At 64.3% G+C, this 15,317-nt stretch carries 12 protein-coding genes and 1 tRNA gene; 11 read left to right on the top strand and 2 right to left on the bottom strand.

Going from position 1 to position 15,317, the window contains the following annotated elements:
* Positions 1 to 84: 84 nt before the first annotated feature.
* Entirely contained in the window at positions 85 to 1,074 is a 990-nt protein-coding gene (locus tag XI02_RS09230) for an efflux RND transporter periplasmic adaptor subunit (protein ID WP_069278887.1), read from the top strand.
* Positions 1,071 to 4,286 carry an efflux RND transporter permease subunit gene (locus tag XI02_RS09225; RefSeq protein WP_172648505.1) on the top strand — a complete coding sequence of 1,072 codons (3,216 nt, stop codon included), beginning with the start codon at positions 1,071 to 1,073 and terminating at the stop codon, positions 4,284 to 4,286. The genes XI02_RS09230 and XI02_RS09225 overlap by 4 nt, the downstream gene beginning before the upstream one ends.
* A 73-nt stretch (positions 4,287 to 4,359) precedes the next feature.
* On the opposite strand, the gene XI02_RS09220 is transcribed toward XI02_RS09225, so the two are convergent.
* Entirely contained in the window at positions 4,360 to 4,887 is a 528-nt protein-coding gene (locus XI02_RS09220; protein ID WP_069278918.1) for a Dps family protein, read from the bottom strand.
* A gap of 123 nt (positions 4,888 to 5,010) precedes the next feature.
* Between XI02_RS09220 and XI02_RS09215 the strand changes: the two genes are divergently transcribed.
* From XI02_RS09215 to XI02_RS09190, 6 genes are all read left to right on the top strand, one after another.
* Positions 5,011 to 5,700: a class I SAM-dependent methyltransferase gene (locus XI02_RS09215; RefSeq protein ID WP_172648506.1), complete on the top strand. Its 690-nt coding sequence runs from the start codon at positions 5,011 to 5,013 to the stop codon at positions 5,698 to 5,700.
* A 77-nt stretch (positions 5,701 to 5,777) separates the two neighbouring features.
* Positions 5,778 to 5,853: transfer RNA gene (locus XI02_RS09210), tRNA-OTHER, on the top strand.
* A gap of 323 nt (positions 5,854 to 6,176) precedes the next feature.
* Positions 6,177 to 9,641: a carbamoyl-phosphate synthase large subunit gene (carB, locus tag XI02_RS09205; protein WP_172648507.1), complete on the top strand. Its 3,465-nt coding sequence runs from the start codon at positions 6,177 to 6,179 to the stop codon at positions 9,639 to 9,641.
* Positions 9,642 to 9,838: 197 nt separating this feature from the next.
* Positions 9,839 to 10,312: a transcription elongation factor GreA gene (gene greA, locus XI02_RS09200; protein WP_018269816.1), complete on the top strand. Its 474-nt coding sequence runs from the start codon at positions 9,839 to 9,841 to the stop codon at positions 10,310 to 10,312.
* Positions 10,313 to 10,490: 178 nt separating this feature from the next.
* Complete coding sequence (locus tag XI02_RS09195; protein WP_172648508.1) at positions 10,491 to 10,664, top strand: hypothetical protein; 174 nt, start codon at positions 10,491 to 10,493, stop codon at positions 10,662 to 10,664.
* A gap of 2 nt (positions 10,665 to 10,666) precedes the next feature.
* Entirely contained in the window at positions 10,667 to 11,065 is a 399-nt protein-coding gene (locus tag XI02_RS09190) for a DoxX family protein (protein WP_172648509.1), read from the top strand.
* Positions 11,066 to 11,200: 135 nt separating this feature from the next.
* On the opposite strand, the gene XI02_RS09185 is transcribed toward XI02_RS09190, so the two are convergent.
* A complete protein-coding gene (locus XI02_RS09185; RefSeq protein ID WP_029081984.1) occupies positions 11,201 to 11,680 on the bottom strand; it encodes an Lrp/AsnC family transcriptional regulator in 480 nt (159 codons plus the stop codon).
* 283 nt (positions 11,681 to 11,963) lie between these two features.
* On the opposite strand from XI02_RS09185, the gene trxB reads away from it, so the two are divergent.
* The 3 genes from trxB to dapA all read left to right on the top strand — a co-directional run bounded on the left by trxB (position 11,964) and on the right by dapA (position 15,296).
* A complete protein-coding gene (gene trxB, locus XI02_RS09180) occupies positions 11,964 to 12,929 on the top strand; it encodes a thioredoxin-disulfide reductase (protein WP_172648510.1) in 966 nt (321 codons plus the stop codon).
* Between the two features lie 2 nt (positions 12,930 to 12,931).
* Positions 12,932 to 13,852 (top strand): LysR family transcriptional regulator, encoded by a 921-nt coding sequence (locus XI02_RS09175; RefSeq protein ID WP_026192264.1) that lies wholly within the window; start codon positions 12,932 to 12,934, stop codon positions 13,850 to 13,852.
* Between the two features lie 529 nt (positions 13,853 to 14,381).
* The gene (gene dapA / locus XI02_RS09170; protein ID WP_069278882.1) at positions 14,382 to 15,296 is read left to right on the top strand and encodes a 4-hydroxy-tetrahydrodipicolinate synthase; all 915 of its coding nucleotides are present in this window, start codon (positions 14,382 to 14,384) and stop codon (positions 15,294 to 15,296) included.
* Positions 15,297 to 15,317 lie beyond the last annotated feature (21 nt).

Raw genomic sequence — 15,317 nt, 5'->3', positions numbered from 1 at the left:
ATCAACACCGCCGCGCCGGCAGCGAAAGATAAGAGACGAACCGCGCGCGACGTCACGATTTTCAAAACGAGACGGATAAGCTCGATGCGACTTTCGATCCTGCCGGCGGCCCTCGCCGCCTTCGTTCTCTCCCTTGCGCCAGCCCGCGCAGAGATGCTTACGGTTGCGCAGCATCAGGTGGCCGACGAGAAGGCCGTCTTCGCAACGGTGGAGAGCATCAGCGTGGCTCCCGCCCGCGGACGCATCAGCGGCACGGTGGCCCAACTCAATGTCCGGGAGGGCGATCGCGTCGCGGCCGGCCAGGTCATCGCGACGGTCGGCGACGAAAAGCTCGTGTTGCAGATGAAGTCGCTCGACGCACAGATCGAGGCGCTGCAGGCGCAGGCCAACCAGGCGCAGATCGATTTCACGCGTATCGAGGGACTGGTCGAGCGCGGCACGTTGCCGCGCGTCAAGCTTGACGAGGCGCGGACCGCATTGAACGTTGCCGACAATGGCCTGCGGGCAAGGACGGCGGAGCGGGCCGTGATCAGCCAGCAGCTCAGCGAAGGTCGTGTGCTGGCCCCCTCCGACGGCCGCGTGTTGAAGAAGCTCGTGACCGTGGGTTCGGTCGTGCTGCCCGGCGATGCCATCGTCACTGTTGCGCAACAGCACTTCAAGCTGCGGCTGCGCGTGCCGGAACGGCACGCCCGGTTCCTGAAGCCGGGCGACAAGATCCGTGTCGATGCCGCAGAACTCGGCGAGGAAGCCCCGAGGACCGGCGTCATCGATCTCGTCTACCCGCAGATCGAGGAAGGCCGCGTGATTGCAGACGCCACCGTCGAAGGTCTCGGCGAATATTTCGTCGGCGACCGCCTGAGGGTGTGGATCTCCGCCGGCACGCGGCCGGCCTTTGTGATCCCGGCAAGCTATGTCAGGACCAGGTTCGGGATCGACTACATTCAGCTTCGTCAGGCCGACCGGACCGTCGAAATCCCGGTGCAGCGCGGCCGTAACGTACCGACGCCCGCCCTTCCGGACGGACTCGAAATCCTGTCAGGCCTGCGCGACGGCGATCAACTGGTGCAGCCATGAAGCTCGGGCTCTCCGGCCGGCTGACCAGGGTGACCCTGACGTCGCCGCTGACCTCATTATTCCTGCTTGCATCGCTCGCCGTCGGCCTGATCGCCGTCATGGTGATCCCGCGCGAGGAGGAATCGCAGATCAGCGTGCCGATGGTCGACATCCGCGTCAACGCGGACGGCCTGCGCGGGCCCGACGCGGTTGAACTCGTCAGCAAGCCGCTGGAGGCCATCGTCAAGGCCATCGACGGTGTCGAGCATGTCTACAGCCAGACCGAGGATGACCGCGTGATGGTCACCGCGCGATTTCTGGTCGGCACCAAGTTCGAGGACGCGATTCTCCGCGTGCACGAGAAGGTGCGTGCAAATCTCGACCATATCCCCGTCGGCATTCCCGAGCCGCTGATCGTCGGCCGGGGCATCAACGACGTGGCGGTGACGGTGCTGACGCTATCGCCGAAGCCGGAGGCGGCCGAGCGTTGGAGCGACAAGGATCTGTTCGAACTTGCCGACAAGCTGCGCTCCGAGCTCATCAAGGTCGACAATGTCGGACTGACCTATGTCTCCGGCGGCTCCGCACAGCAAATCCGCGTGGAGCCCGATCCGGAGAAGCTGTCGCTGTTCGGCGTCACGCTTCAGCAACTGGTCGCCAAGGTCAAGGAAGCCAATCGCTCGTTTGTCGCAGGCCAGGTCCGCGATGCCGGCCTCGTGCGCAACGTGGCCGCCGGACAGACGCTCACGGGGATTCCCGACATCGGATTACTCCTGATCGCGACCCGGGACGGCCGGCCGATCTACGTCAAGGATGTCGCGTCCGTGGCGATCGGTCCGAACACGGTCGAGCACCGCGTCTGGAACGACGCGCGCGATGCCGCCGGGCAATGGCGGCGCGCACCCGCGGTCAGCCTCGCACTCGCCAAGCGCGCCGGCGCCAATGCCGTGGTGGTGTCGGCCGACATCGCCCGCCGGCTCGACGAGCTGAAGGCGCACCTCGTGCCCGACGACATTCAGATCACGGTGACGCGGGACTACGGCGAGACCGCCAACGAAAAGGCCAACGAGCTGCTGTTCCACCTCGCCCTCGCCACCGTCTCGATCGTCGTGCTCATCGCGATCGCGATCGGCTGGCGCGAAGCCGTCGTGACTCTCGTCGTCATACCAACGACGATCCTGCTGACGTTGTTCGCAGCCAATTTGATGGGCTACACCATCAATCGCGTCAGCCTGTTCGCGCTGATCTTCTCGATCGGCATTCTGGTCGATGATGCGATCGTGATCGTCGAGAACATCGCCCGCCACTGGGCGATGCACGATGGGCGCTCGCGATTGCAGGCCACGGTCGAGGCGGTTGCCGAGGTCGGAAATCCCACCATCATCGCGACCCTCACCGTCGTCGCCGCCCTGTTGCCGATGCTGTTCGTGTCCGGCCTGATGGGGCCCTACATGGCGCCGATTCCGGCCAACGCGTCGGCGGCCATGCTGTTCTCGTTCTTCGTCGCGGTGGTGATCGCACCCTGGTTGATGCTGAAGCTCGCGCCCAGGGACGATGCGGCGGGCGAGCATGTCCTGCATCGCGAAGGCCCGCTCGGCCGCCTGTACCGGCGCTTCGCGACGCCGGTGGTTCGGAGCAAGCGTGCGGCCTGGATCTTCCTGCTCGGCGTCGGAGTAGCGACGCTGCTGTCGATGGCGCTGTTCGCGACCAAGTCGGTGACCGTCAAGCTGCTGCCCTTCGACAACAAGTCGGAGATCGCGGTGATGGTCGATCTGCCCGAGGGCGCAAGCCTGGAGGCCACGGAGCGGACGCTGTTCGCCGCGTCCGAGATTGCAAGGCAGTTGCCGGAAACGACCTCGTTGCAATCCTACGCCGGCACCGCGGCACCGTTCAATTTCAACGGTTTGGTGCGACATTATTATCTGCGCGAAAAGCCCGAGCTGGGTGAGCTTCAGGTCAACCTGACCGCGCGCGGCGATCGCAAGCGCGCGAGCCACGATATCGCGCTCGAACTGCGGCAGCGGCTCAAGGCGCTCGATGTCCCCAACGGCACCAGCGTCAAGGTGGTCGAAGTCCCGCCGGGGCCGCCGGTGCTGGCCACGCTGCTCGCCGAGATCTACGGTCCGGATGCCGCGACGCGCCGCGCAGTCACGGCCGAGTTGAAGAAGATCTTCGCCGATGTGCCATTCATCGTCGACATCGACGATTCGATCGGCGAGAAGCGGCCCCGGTTGCGGCTGTCGATCGACCAGGATCGGCTGGAATTCTTCGCCGTGGAGCAGCGCGACGTCTACGACACGATCCAGGCGCTGTTCGGCGGCATCTCGATCGGCTATTCGCACCGCGGCGAAGGCCGCAACCCGATCGAGATCGCGGTGCGGTTGCCCAAACGCGGTCTCGCCTGGGACGAGGCCCTGGCATCGACACCGGTGCCGGCCAACACGCTGCCTGGCAGCAAGACGGTCGTCGAGCTTGGACAGGTGGTGAAGGCGACGGTCGAACAGGGGACGCCGGTGATCTTCCGCAGGGATGGCCGTTTCGCCGACATGGTGATGGCCGAACTCGCCGGCCGCTTCGAGGCGCCGCTCTACGGCATGATGGAAGTGGCAAGCCGCGTCGCCGCCCATGATTGGGGTGACCTGCCGAAGCCCGCGATCAGCCTGCACGGGCAGCCGACGGACGAATCGCGCCCCACCTTGCTGTGGGATGGCGAATGGGAAATCACCTACGTGACTTTCCGCGACATGGGCGCCGCCTTCGGTGCGGCCATTCTCGGCATCTATGTGCTGGTCGTCGCGCAGTTCGGGAGCTTCCGGCTGCCGCTCGTCATCCTGACGCCGATCCCGCTCACGCTGATCGGCATCCTGATCGGGCATTGGCTGCTGGGCGCGCCGTTCACGGCGACGTCGATGATCGGCTTCATCGCGCTGGCAGGGATCATCGTGCGCAACTCGATCCTCCTCGTCGACTTCATTCGCCATAGCGGCGGCCATGGCGCGTCGCTGCGCGAGGTGGTGCTCGAGGCCGGTGCGGTTCGCTTCAAGCCGATCCTGCTCACGGCGCTTGCCGCCATGATCGGAGCCGCAACGATCCTGCTCGACCCCATCTTCCAGGGGCTCGCGATCTCGCTGCTGTTTGGCTTGGCATCATCGACCCTGCTCACGGTGCTCGTCATCCCGGCGATCTACATCGCGTTGCGCTCTTCAGCCGGAGCGCCCGCGAAAGCCGGTTAGGAGGCGCTGACGAGGGCCGCCACCGCCGACCGCAGCCTCGCAGGACACGGCAGGCGCCGCGGCAGCGACGCCGTTAGGCCGCGTTGCTGCCTTCCTGGCGGCTGGCCTCGAACAGGAACCAGGTGCGGCGCTCGGTTTCGTCGATGAAGGTTTCGAGCAGGCCTGCGGTGCCGGAGTCCTCCTGGTCGTCAGCCAGCTTGTGCGCCTTGCGCATCGCAGCCGCCATGTGCTTGTTGTCTTCCATTAATTCGCGCAGCATTTCGCGCGGCGGCACATAATCGTCGTCATTGTCCTTGATGGTCTGATGCTTGGCGATATCGCCGATCGACTTCAGCGTCGCGCCGCCAAGCTTGCGCACCCGCTCGGCGAGCTGGTCGGTGGTCGCGAAGATCGCCTCCGACTGCTCGTCCAGCAACAAATGGTAATCATGGAAATGCCGGCCGCTGACGTGCCAATGGAAATTCTTGGTCTTCAGGTAGAGCGCGAAGGCGTCAGCCAGAAGCGTGTTGAGCGAGGCCGAGATCGTGTCCACCGCAGCCTGCGGCAGGTCGCTCGGCGTGTCGAGATCGGGCGAGACCTTGTCAGTCTTGGCTTTGCTCACGTTGGACCTTCCTGTTAGGAACCCGTATTTCGGCGCATTGAACATTGGCCGCCGGACAGCTAACGCAACATCAGCCCACCCGTTCCTGAGGCCAGGAACCCGTTCTGCCGGATACCAAACGCGATGGATGAATGGATCGATTATTACGATTCCACGCATACGATCTATGCGAGCCGACTGCACCGTGACCTGCATTTCCAGATCATCGCGAACGACATCATCGGCTACATCGCTTCGCCGGATGCCGTGGTGCTCGATTATGCCTGCGGCGAGGCGCTGTCGGCGGCGAAGGTCGCCAATGCCTGCGCCCAGCTCTATCTGGCGGAGCCGGCGCCCGGCGTACGCGGCCGACTGGTCGCGCGCTTTGCGCCCGACACCCGCATCCGTGTCCGCTCGCTCGATGACCTGAAGCACATGGACGCGGACTCGATCGACCTCGTGGTGATGAACTCGGTGGCGCAGTACATGACGCCGCAGGAGCTCGATTCCGCGTTCGACGTGATCCACCGCCTGCTGAAGCCCTCGGGCCGGTTCGTGCTCGGCGATATCCTGCGGCCCGAAGTCGGCATGGCGAGGGACGTCGTGGCGCTGCTGCGCTTTGCGGCGACCCACGGCTTCCTGCGCGATGCGCTGGTCGGGCTGGCTTCAACCGCACTGTCCGACTACCGCCAGCTGCGCACCAGGATCGGACTGCAGCGCTATCGCGAGGACGAGATGATCACGAAGCTCGGCGCCGCGGGGTTCAGCGCCCGGCGCGCGCCGCGCAACATCGGGCACAATCCGTGGCGGATGACGTTCGTGGCGCACCACTGATCCTGGGTTGCGCCAGCTATTAACGTTACCCACCAGTAAACGTGGCGGCCGCTGAAATAATCAGCAATGATCCACTCGGCCCGGTGGCGGAAGCGTCGACGCGGCAGTGGTGCAACACTGTTTATCCTGGTTCAAATCCAGGCCGGGCCTCCAGCCTTCGCTGCTGACGCAGCTTCGGCTCGGCAAGCCTTCTCGTGGCGAAGACTGCCGCGGCGTAGCTCGCAGGGCGAAGCCGGGCCGGTAGCCCCCTCCCACATCCCGAGCACCCCACCCGGCCATACGCCGAATGCGGAATTTCCCCCAGAATCACGGTTGATTGGGCGCTTTTGGGGGTTTCGCGGGTGCGGAAACTGGTCTAAAGACCACCCGCGCGCGAAGGATCGCGCTTCCGGCGCTACAAGATGTAGCGCATGGCTCGAGGGACGCGCGGGAAGCGCGCCCTTTTTTTGTGCCCAAATTCCAGTCCGCGAGAGCTGATGCCCAAAAGAACCGACATCTCCACCATCCTGATCATCGGCGCCGGTCCCATCGTGATCGGCCAGGCCTGCGAGTTCGACTATTCCGGCACGCAGGCCTGCAAGACGCTCAAGGAAGAGGGCTATCGGATCGTCCTGGTCAATTCCAACCCGGCCACGATCATGACCGACCCGGAGCTGGCGGACGCGACCTATATCGAGCCGATCACGCCCGAAATCGTCGCAAAGATCATCGAAAAGGAACGCCACGTCGTGCCCGGCGGCTTCGCGCTGCTGCCGACCATGGGCGGCCAGACCGCGCTGAACTGCGCGCTGTCGCTGCGCAAGCAGGGCACGCTGGAGAAGTTCGACGTCGAGATGATCGGCGCCACCGCCGACGCCATCGACAAGGCGGAAGACCGCCAGTTGTTCCGCGACGCCATGGAGAAGATCGGGCTGCAGACGCCGAGGTCGCGGCTTGCCAATGCGTCGGCGCTGAAGAAGTCCGACCGCGACAAGTACCTCGCCGATCAGGCCAAGTTGTCCGGCCCTGAGCTCGAAGCCTTCGAACGGCAGTGGGAAGGCGGCGAGAACGAGCGGCGCAAGCGCTACCAGCAGCAGGCCCTCGCCGAAGCGCTGATGGCGCTGTCCGACATCGGCCTGCCCGCGATCATCCGCCCCTCCTTCACGCTCGGCGGCACCGGCGGCGGCATCGCCTACAACAAGGAAGAATATCTCGACATCATCGAGCGCGGCCTCGACGCCTCGCCGACCAACGAGGTGCTGATCGAGGAATCCGTTCTCGGCTGGAAAGAGTTCGAGATGGAGGTGGTGCGCGACAAGAAGGACAACTGCATCATCATCTGCTCGATCGAGAACGTCGATCCGATGGGCGTGCACACCGGCGATTCGATCACGGTGGCGCCGGCGCTGACGCTCACCGACAAGGAATACCAGATCATGCGCGACGCATCGATTGCGGTGCTGCGCGAGATCGGGGTCGAGACCGGCGGCTCCAACGTGCAGTTCGGCATCAATCCGGACGACGGCCGCATGGTCGTGATCGAGATGAATCCCCGCGTGTCGCGCTCGTCGGCGCTGGCCTCCAAGGCCACCGGCTTCCCGATCGCCAAGGTCGCTGCCAAGCTTGCGATCGGCTACACGCTCGACGAGATCGCCAACGACATCACCGGCGGCGCGACGCCGGCCTCGTTCGAGCCGACGATCGACTACGTCGTCACCAAGATCCCGCGCTTTGCGTTCGAGAAATTCCCCGGCGCCTCCTCCACGCTGACCACCTCGATGAAGTCGGTCGGCGAGGTGATGGCGATCGGCCGCACCTTCCAGGAGAGCCTGCAGAAGGCCCTGCGGGGGCTCGAGACCGGGCTGACCGGCCTCGACGAGATCGACATCGAGGGCCTCGGCCGCAGCGACGACAAGAACGCGATCCGCGCGGCGCTCGGCACGCCGACGCCGAACCGCCTGCTGCAGGTCGCGCAGGCGATGCGGCTCGGCTGGTCGAACGAGGATATCTTCAATTCCTGCAAGATCGATCCCTGGTTCCTCGCCGAGCTGCGCGCCATCGTCGAGATGGAAGGCAAGGTCCGCAGCAGCGGCCTGCCGACCAACGCGTTCGCGATGCGGATGCTGAAGGCGATGGGCTTCTCGGACGCGCGGCTCGCCGTGCTCACAGAGACCTCCGAGGCCGACGTCACCGGCAAGCGCCACGCGCTCGGGGTGCGCCCGGTGTTCAAGCGCATCGACACCTGCGCGGCGGAGTTCGCGTCGCCGACCGCCTACATGTATTCGACCTATGAGCGGCCGTTCGCCGGCGAACTCGCCGACGAAAGCGCGCCGTCGGACCGCAAGAAGGTGATCATCCTCGGCGGCGGCCCGAACCGCATCGGCCAGGGTATCGAATTCGACTATTGCTGCTGCCACGCCTGCTTCGCGCTCGAGGACGCCGGCTACGAGACCATCATGGTCAACTGCAACCCGGAAACGGTATCGACCGACTACGACACCGCCGACCGGCTGTATTTCGAGCCGCTCACCGCCGAAGACGTGCTGGAGATCATCGCGACCGAGCGCAAGAACGGCACGCTGCACGGCGTGATCGTGCAGTTCGGCGGCCAGACCCCGCTGAAGCTTGCCCGCGCGCTCGAAGCCGCCGAAGTGCCGATCCTCGGCACCTCGCCCGACGCGATCGACCTCGCCGAGGACCGCGACCGCTTCAAGCGCGTGCTCGACAAGCTGCGTCTCAAGCAGCCGAAGAACGGCATCGCCTATTCGGTCGAGCAGGCCCGCCTGGTCGCCGCCGATCTCGACCTGCCGCTGGTGGTGCGTCCGTCCTACGTGCTCGGCGGCCGCGCGATGCAGATCATCCGCGAGGAGAACCAGCTCAACGACTACCTGCTGGGAACGCTGCCTGAGCTGGTGCCCGCCGACATCAAGGCGCGCTACCCGAACGACAAGACCGGGCAGATCAACACCGTGCTCGGCAAGAACCCGCTGCTGTTCGACCGCTATCTGTCCGACGCCACCGAAGTCGATGTCGACTGCCTCTGCGACGGCAAGGACACCTTCATCGTCGGCATCATGGAGCACATCGAGGAAGCCGGCATCCATTCCGGCGACTCCGCCTGCTCGCTGCCGCCGCATTCGCTCGACGCCAAGACCATCGAGGAGCTGGAGCGGCAGACCCGCGAACTCGCGCTCGGGCTCGACGTGGTCGGCCTGATGAACGTGCAATACGCCATCAAGGACGGCGAGATCTACGTGCTCGAGGTCAACCCGCGCGCATCCCGCACCGTGCCGTTCGTCGCCAAGGTGATCGGCACGCCGGTCGCCAAGATCGCGGCGCGGATCATGGCCGGCGAGAAGCTCGCCGACTTCAAGCTGAAGAAGAAGAAGCTCGGCCATGTCGGCGTGAAGGAATCGGTGTTCCCGTTTGCGCGCTTCCCCGGCGTCGATACCGTGCTCGGACCGGAGATGCGTTCGACCGGCGAAGTGATGGGCATCGACCGCTCCTTCGAGGTCGCGTTCGCGAAGAGCCAGCTCGGCGGCGGCACGCGCGTGCCGCGACAGGGTACGGTGTTCGTCTCGGTGCGCGGCGACGACAAGATGCGCATCGCGGATGCGGTGCGGCTGTTGCACTCGCTTGGCTTCAAGGTGATGGCAACCTCGGGCACGCAGCGGTACCTCAGCGACAACGGCGTGCCGACTGAAAAGGTGAACAAGGTGCTCGAAGGCCGTCCGCACATCGTCGACGCCATCACCAATGGCGACGTCCAGCTGGTCTTCAATACCACCGAAGGTCCGCAGGCGCTGGCCGACAGCCGCTCGCTGCGGCGGGCTGCCCTCTTGCATAAAGTGCCATATTACACCACTCTTTCGGGCGCGGTGGCGGCCGCACGGGGAATCCGGGCCTATCGGGCCGGGGACCTTGAGGTCCGCACGCTTCAGAGTTACTTTTCCGAAAGCTGACCGCTACCTGGGCTGAAGGCCCGAAGCGGTCAATTAGCCGAATGGCTGGAACTCACCGCGCGATTGGATGTTGTCACGGCCCTTAGCGGGGCCGAAAATCACTGGGCTTCCGGGCGCGTTGGCGCCCTGATTCCTGCGTTAGCTGAACTGGATATTCGTGCACGGCCGCCGGGCGCGCGCGATGAAGGACGAAGATGATGGATAAGGTTCCGATGACCGCGGGCGGATACGCCGCGCTGACGGACGAGTTGAAGCATCGCCAATCGGTGGATCGTCCGCGCATCATCGAACACATCGCGGAAGCGCGCTCGCACGGCGACCTCTCGGAGAACGCCGAGTATCACGCCGCCAAGGAAGAGCAGTCGCACAACGAGGGCCGCATCGCCGAGCTCGAGGACAAGCTCGCGCGCGCCGACATCATCGACATTTCGAAACTGTCAGGCGACACCATCAAGTTCGGCGCGACCGTGACGCTGATCGATGAGGACACCGAGAAGAAGGCGGTGTGGCAGATCGTCGGCGAAGTCGAGGCCGACGCCAAGAAAGGCCGCATCTCCATCACCTCGCCGCTTGCGCGCGCGCTGATCGGCAAGAAGAAGGGGACCACCGTCGAGGTGATGGCGCCGGGCGGAGCCAAGGCCTACGAGATCACCAAGGTCGAGTGGCGGTAGTTACCTTCACGTGACTGGTGCAAAAAAGCCGCGTCCCGCACGCGGCTTTTTTTTGATGCCCCGCGTTTCTCCCCGGTCTGACAGCAATGTGAATGGAGAGCCGCTGCACGCCATGCCAGTGAGGCCGTGACATGTTTATGCAGCATAATCATGTCGGGAGAAGGAGTTCCGGCTGACGATGGCGTCGCAACACGCATCGCTGCGCGTCACCGTGCCGCTGCCGCGTTCTCTCGCAACTGCCATCGGGCGGGGAATGATTCCGGGCGCAAGACGTTTACATCACGCGCTGGTGGCGAACACCGTGCATTTCCGCTTGGTGCAAGGTTCCAGCGCGACTATCAGGGATAAATGACAATGGACCAGACACTTTCCAAGCTTCAGCCGCTGGCGCTCAGCCTCTTTCGATTCATCACAGGGCTGCTGCTGTTTCAGTACGGCGTTGCCAAGCTTCTCAAGTTTCCGCCGAATTCGCCGTTCGCGAAGGTCGAACTGATGTCGTTGTTCGGAGCTGCCGGCAGCCTTGAGTTGATCCTGGGCGGGCTGCTTATACTCGGCCTGTTTACGCGGCCGGTTGCATTCATTCTGTCAGGTGAAATGGCTTTCGCCTATTTCATCGAGCACTTTCCGCGGAATTTCTTTCCGGTCATCAACAACGGCACTGCGGCGATTCTGTTTTGCTTCGCCTGCCTCTATCTGGTCACGTCAGGCGGCGGTCCGATCAGCCTCGACGCGTTGATCAGAAAGAAGAGTTGAGTCCACGCTCGGTGGTTGTGAGCGGAGCAATCCATTTCCTGCGCAATGGCGTTGGATTGCTTCGCCGCTTCAGCACGAAGTTGCTTTGCAATTTCGTCGCGAGCTGTTCGCAATGACAACGATCCGCGGGGTGACTCAGCCCGCCGCCTTCAATCCCAGCGGCACCGCGGCCTCGTATTTCGAATTGTGCAGCACCAGCGACGTCCTGACGTTGCGCACATGCGGCGCGGCCGTCAGGTGGGTGACGAAATCCTGGAACGTCGCCATGTCGGGCGCGACGCATTTGAGGATGAAATCGACTTCACCCGACAGCATCCAGCATTCCCGCACCAGCGGCTCGGCGCGCACGAAATTCTCGAAGGCGCGGAGGTCGGCGTCGGCCTGGCTCGACAGATGCACCGAGGCGAACACCGTGACGTCGTAGCCGAGGCGGCGCGGATCGAGCAGGCCGCGGTATCCCTGGATGTAGCCTTCCTCCTCCAGCGCCCGGACCCTGCGCAGGCAGGGCGGCGGCGAGATACCGACGCGTTTGGCCAGTTCCACATTGGTGATTCGGCCATCGGCCTGGATCTCGGCGAGGATTTTGAGGTCGATCTCGTCAAGGTTCTTCGACACGCGACTACAGTTCCCTAGGGGTTTGGATGGCTTGGCAGGTCCGCCGGCAACTCTCATAGCGCAGCAAGCCGGCACTGCGCAATTTTATTGCGCGTGCAGCGCACGATTTCGCGAATGTGACCTTCAGTTCCGGGGAAAAATCGCTGCCATGGATTGCAAATCTTGCATAGCTTGCCAGATATCCTAGACTTGGATTTGACACTTTTAGCACCGCCGTGACCTGCCTCCGGGGTGCTTCCCACACAAGTCCCCGTCAAAGTCCCCAGAAGAGAGGGATCAGCTAATGCCCGCGCCTGTCCACGCCAAGGTCGTCATCATCGGGTCCGGCCCCGCCGGCTACACCGCAGCGATCTACGCGGCACGCGCTATGCTCGAGCCGGTGCTGATCCAGGGCATCCAGCCGGGCGGGCAACTCACCATCACCACCGACGTCGAGAACTATCCCGGCTTCGCCGATGTGATCCAGGGCCCCTGGCTGATGGAGCAGATGGAGAAGCAGGCGGCCCATGTCGGCACCAAGATCGTCACCGATCTCGTCAACAAGCTGGAACTCGGCCAGCGCCCGTTTCGCCTGACCTGCGATTCCGGCGACGTCTATCTCGCCGAGACCGTGATCCTCGCCACCGGTGCCCAGGCGCGCTGGCTCGGGCTGCCCTCGGAAGCAAAGTTCCAGGGCGGCGGCGTGTCGGCCTGCGCGACCTGCGACGGCTTTTTCTACCGCGGCAAGGACGTTGTTGTGGTCGGCGGCGGCAACACCGCCGTCGAGGAAGCGCTGTACCTGACCAATCACGCCTCCCAGGTCACCATCGTGCATCGCCGCGATCATTTTCGCGCCGAGCGCATCCTGCAGGAGCGGCTGTTCAAGAATCCCAAGATCAAGGTGGTGTGGGATTCGGCGATCGACGAGATCTCCGGATCGGAGAACCCGAACAAGGTCACCCATGTGCGGCTGAGGAACGTCAAGACCGGCGCGCTCACGAACCTCAAAACCGACGGCGTCTTCATCGCGATCGGCCATGCGCCGGCGACGGAGCTCGTCAAAGGCCAGATCAAGCTGAAACCGTCGGGCTATGTCGAGGTGGCGCCGAACTCCACCGCGACCTCGATGCCCGGCCTGTTCGCCGCGGGCGACGTGGCGGATGAAACCTTCCGGCAGGCGGTCACCGCCGCCGGCCTCGGCTGCATGGCTGCGCTCGAGGCGGAACGCTTCCTGGCTCTTCGCGCGAGCGATCGCGCAGCGGCGGAATAATCATGGCACGATCTCGCGACGGATTTACGGATATGGATTGGGACAAGCTGAAGGTCTTTCACGCAGCGGCGGAGGCAGGCAGCTTCACACATGCCGGCGAACAGCTTGGCCTGTCGCAATCGGCGGTCTCCCGCCAGGTCAGCGCGCTGGAGCAGGAGCTCTCGGTGTCGCTGTTTCACCGCCACGCCCGCGGCCTGATCCTTACCGAACAGGGCGACCTCCTGTTCCGCACCGCGCATGACGTGTTCATGCAGCTGCAGGCGGCCCGCGCAAAGCTCACCGACAGCCGCGAGCGGCCGAGCGGCGACCTCAAGATCACGACGCCGCCGGCGCTCGGCATCAACTGGCTGATCCCGCGGCTCGACGAGTTCACCGCGCTCTATCCCGACATCCGGATCTCGCTGATCGTCACTGACGAGGATCTCGACCTCTCGATGCGCGAGGCCGACGTCGCGATCCGCACCCGCAAGCCGACCCAGCCGGACCTGATCCAGCGCAAGCTGTTCTCGATCGGCTTCCATGCCTATTGCTCGCCGGAATACATCAAGCGCTTCGGCACGCCGCGCACGCTCGATGATCTCGACTCGCATCGCATTATCATGCTCGGCGACTCGCAGGTGCCGGCACATCTGCAGAACCGCAGCTGGCTGATCGATGCCGGCCGCAACGGCTCCGGTCCGCGCGAGCCCTACTTCAAGGTCAACAACATCCTTGGCCTCGTGCGCGCCTGCCAGCAGGGCCTCGGCATCGCCGCGCTGCCGGACTATCTGGTCGAACAGAACAACCTCGTGCAGCTGTTCGGCGAGTCCGACTCGATCGCGCTCGACACCTACTTCGTCTATCCGGAAGAGCTGAAGACGGTGGCCCGAGTGCAAGTGTTTCGCGACTTCGTGGTCAGCAAAGCGCAGCGCTGGCCGTCCTGATTAAGCCCGCCTTATAGGACTGGTTTATAGGGCTATCGGTGCTGCCCCCGGTCTCCGCATGACTGACATGCGACCTGGATAGTTGCTGCATGGCACAGATGGGGATCATAGTGCTTGCACGCTGAGCGTTCGCGTCGCGCATATGTCCCCCTCCTCCAGTGGCGCGGAAGTTCAGTAATCCCTCTTGGAAGGTGATTGTGTCGGCCTCACGTGGCCAATACCTTAAGCCGGGCTCACTCGAGCCCGGCTTTTTTTCATCGCTGTGCCTCTTCACCTCCGTGTCGTGCGCAAAACGCGCCGCACGCGCCGATCAGCATGCGCATTGACAACAACCTCGCAGCGCAGCATCATTGTCCTATGATCACGACTTCGTGCGCCGTTCTGTCGTCGAAAAAAGCTCCCCTCCCGGGGACACGAGATCGCGCGCGATAAGATCACCTTCGCATTCAACCGATCCCGAAACCCCGCCGCCTGGACGGGGTTTTTTGTTGGTCCCGTCTCCGGCCTTGCCTTCTTGAGGAGATGGAACATGACCGATCTACACCAGCAATTGCAGGGCCTCTGGCTGCCCCTGATCACGCCATTCCGTAACGGCGAGCTCGACGTCACGTCGCTGCGGCGTCTCGTACGGCACTACGCCAATGGCCCCGTCGACGGGTTCATTCTCGGCGCAACCTCCGGCGAGGGCATGGCGCTCAGCATGGACGAGCTGGAGGGGCTGGTGAGCGTCGTGCTCGACGAGCTCAGTGCCAGCTCCCGCCATTTGCCGGTCTGTCTGGGGCTCTCCGGCGCCTCGACCGCCCGGATGAAGGAAGCGCTGGACGACACGGCCGACTGGCCGATCAACGGCTATTTGATCGCCAGCCCCTATTATATCAGGCCCTCGCAGCGCGGGCTCGTGCAGCACTTCAACGCGCTCGCCGATCACGCGTCGTGGCCGATCGTGCTTTACAACATTCCCTATCGCACGGCGGTGAGCCTGACCAACGAAACGCTGCTGGCGCTCGCGGACCATCCGAACATCGTCGGCATGAAGGATTGCTGCGCCGACCGCGCGCAGTCGATCGACTTCCTCAACCGCCGGCCGGCCGGCTTCCGCGTGCTGACCGGCGAGGATGCACAGACCTTCGATGCGCTCTCGGACGGCGCCGACGGCGCGATCCTGCTGTCCGCACATCTGGAAACAAACACCTTCGCTGCGATCCGCGCGCTGCTGCAGCAGGGCCAGCGCGACGCGGCGCTGGCCGCCTGGCAGAGCGTCGTCGGCCTGACGCGGCTATTGTTCGCCGAACCGAGCCCTGCGCCGGCCAAGCACTGGCTGTGGCGGCAGGGGTTGATCGACAGCCCCGAGGTGCGGCTGCCGATGGTCGCGGTGAGCGAAGATCTCGCAACCTGGCTCGACGCCGAGATGGAACGCCGCGCGCAGTTGCTGCTGCCGGCGTGAATGCCCCGGCCATACTCTGCT

Origin of the sequence: Bradyrhizobium sp. CCBAU 21365 (genome assembly GCF_015291305.1) — a bacterium.
Taxonomy (GTDB): Bacteria; Pseudomonadota; Alphaproteobacteria; order Rhizobiales; family Xanthobacteraceae; genus Bradyrhizobium; species Bradyrhizobium elkanii.
This window is presented reverse-complemented; position numbering and strand designations above follow the sequence as displayed.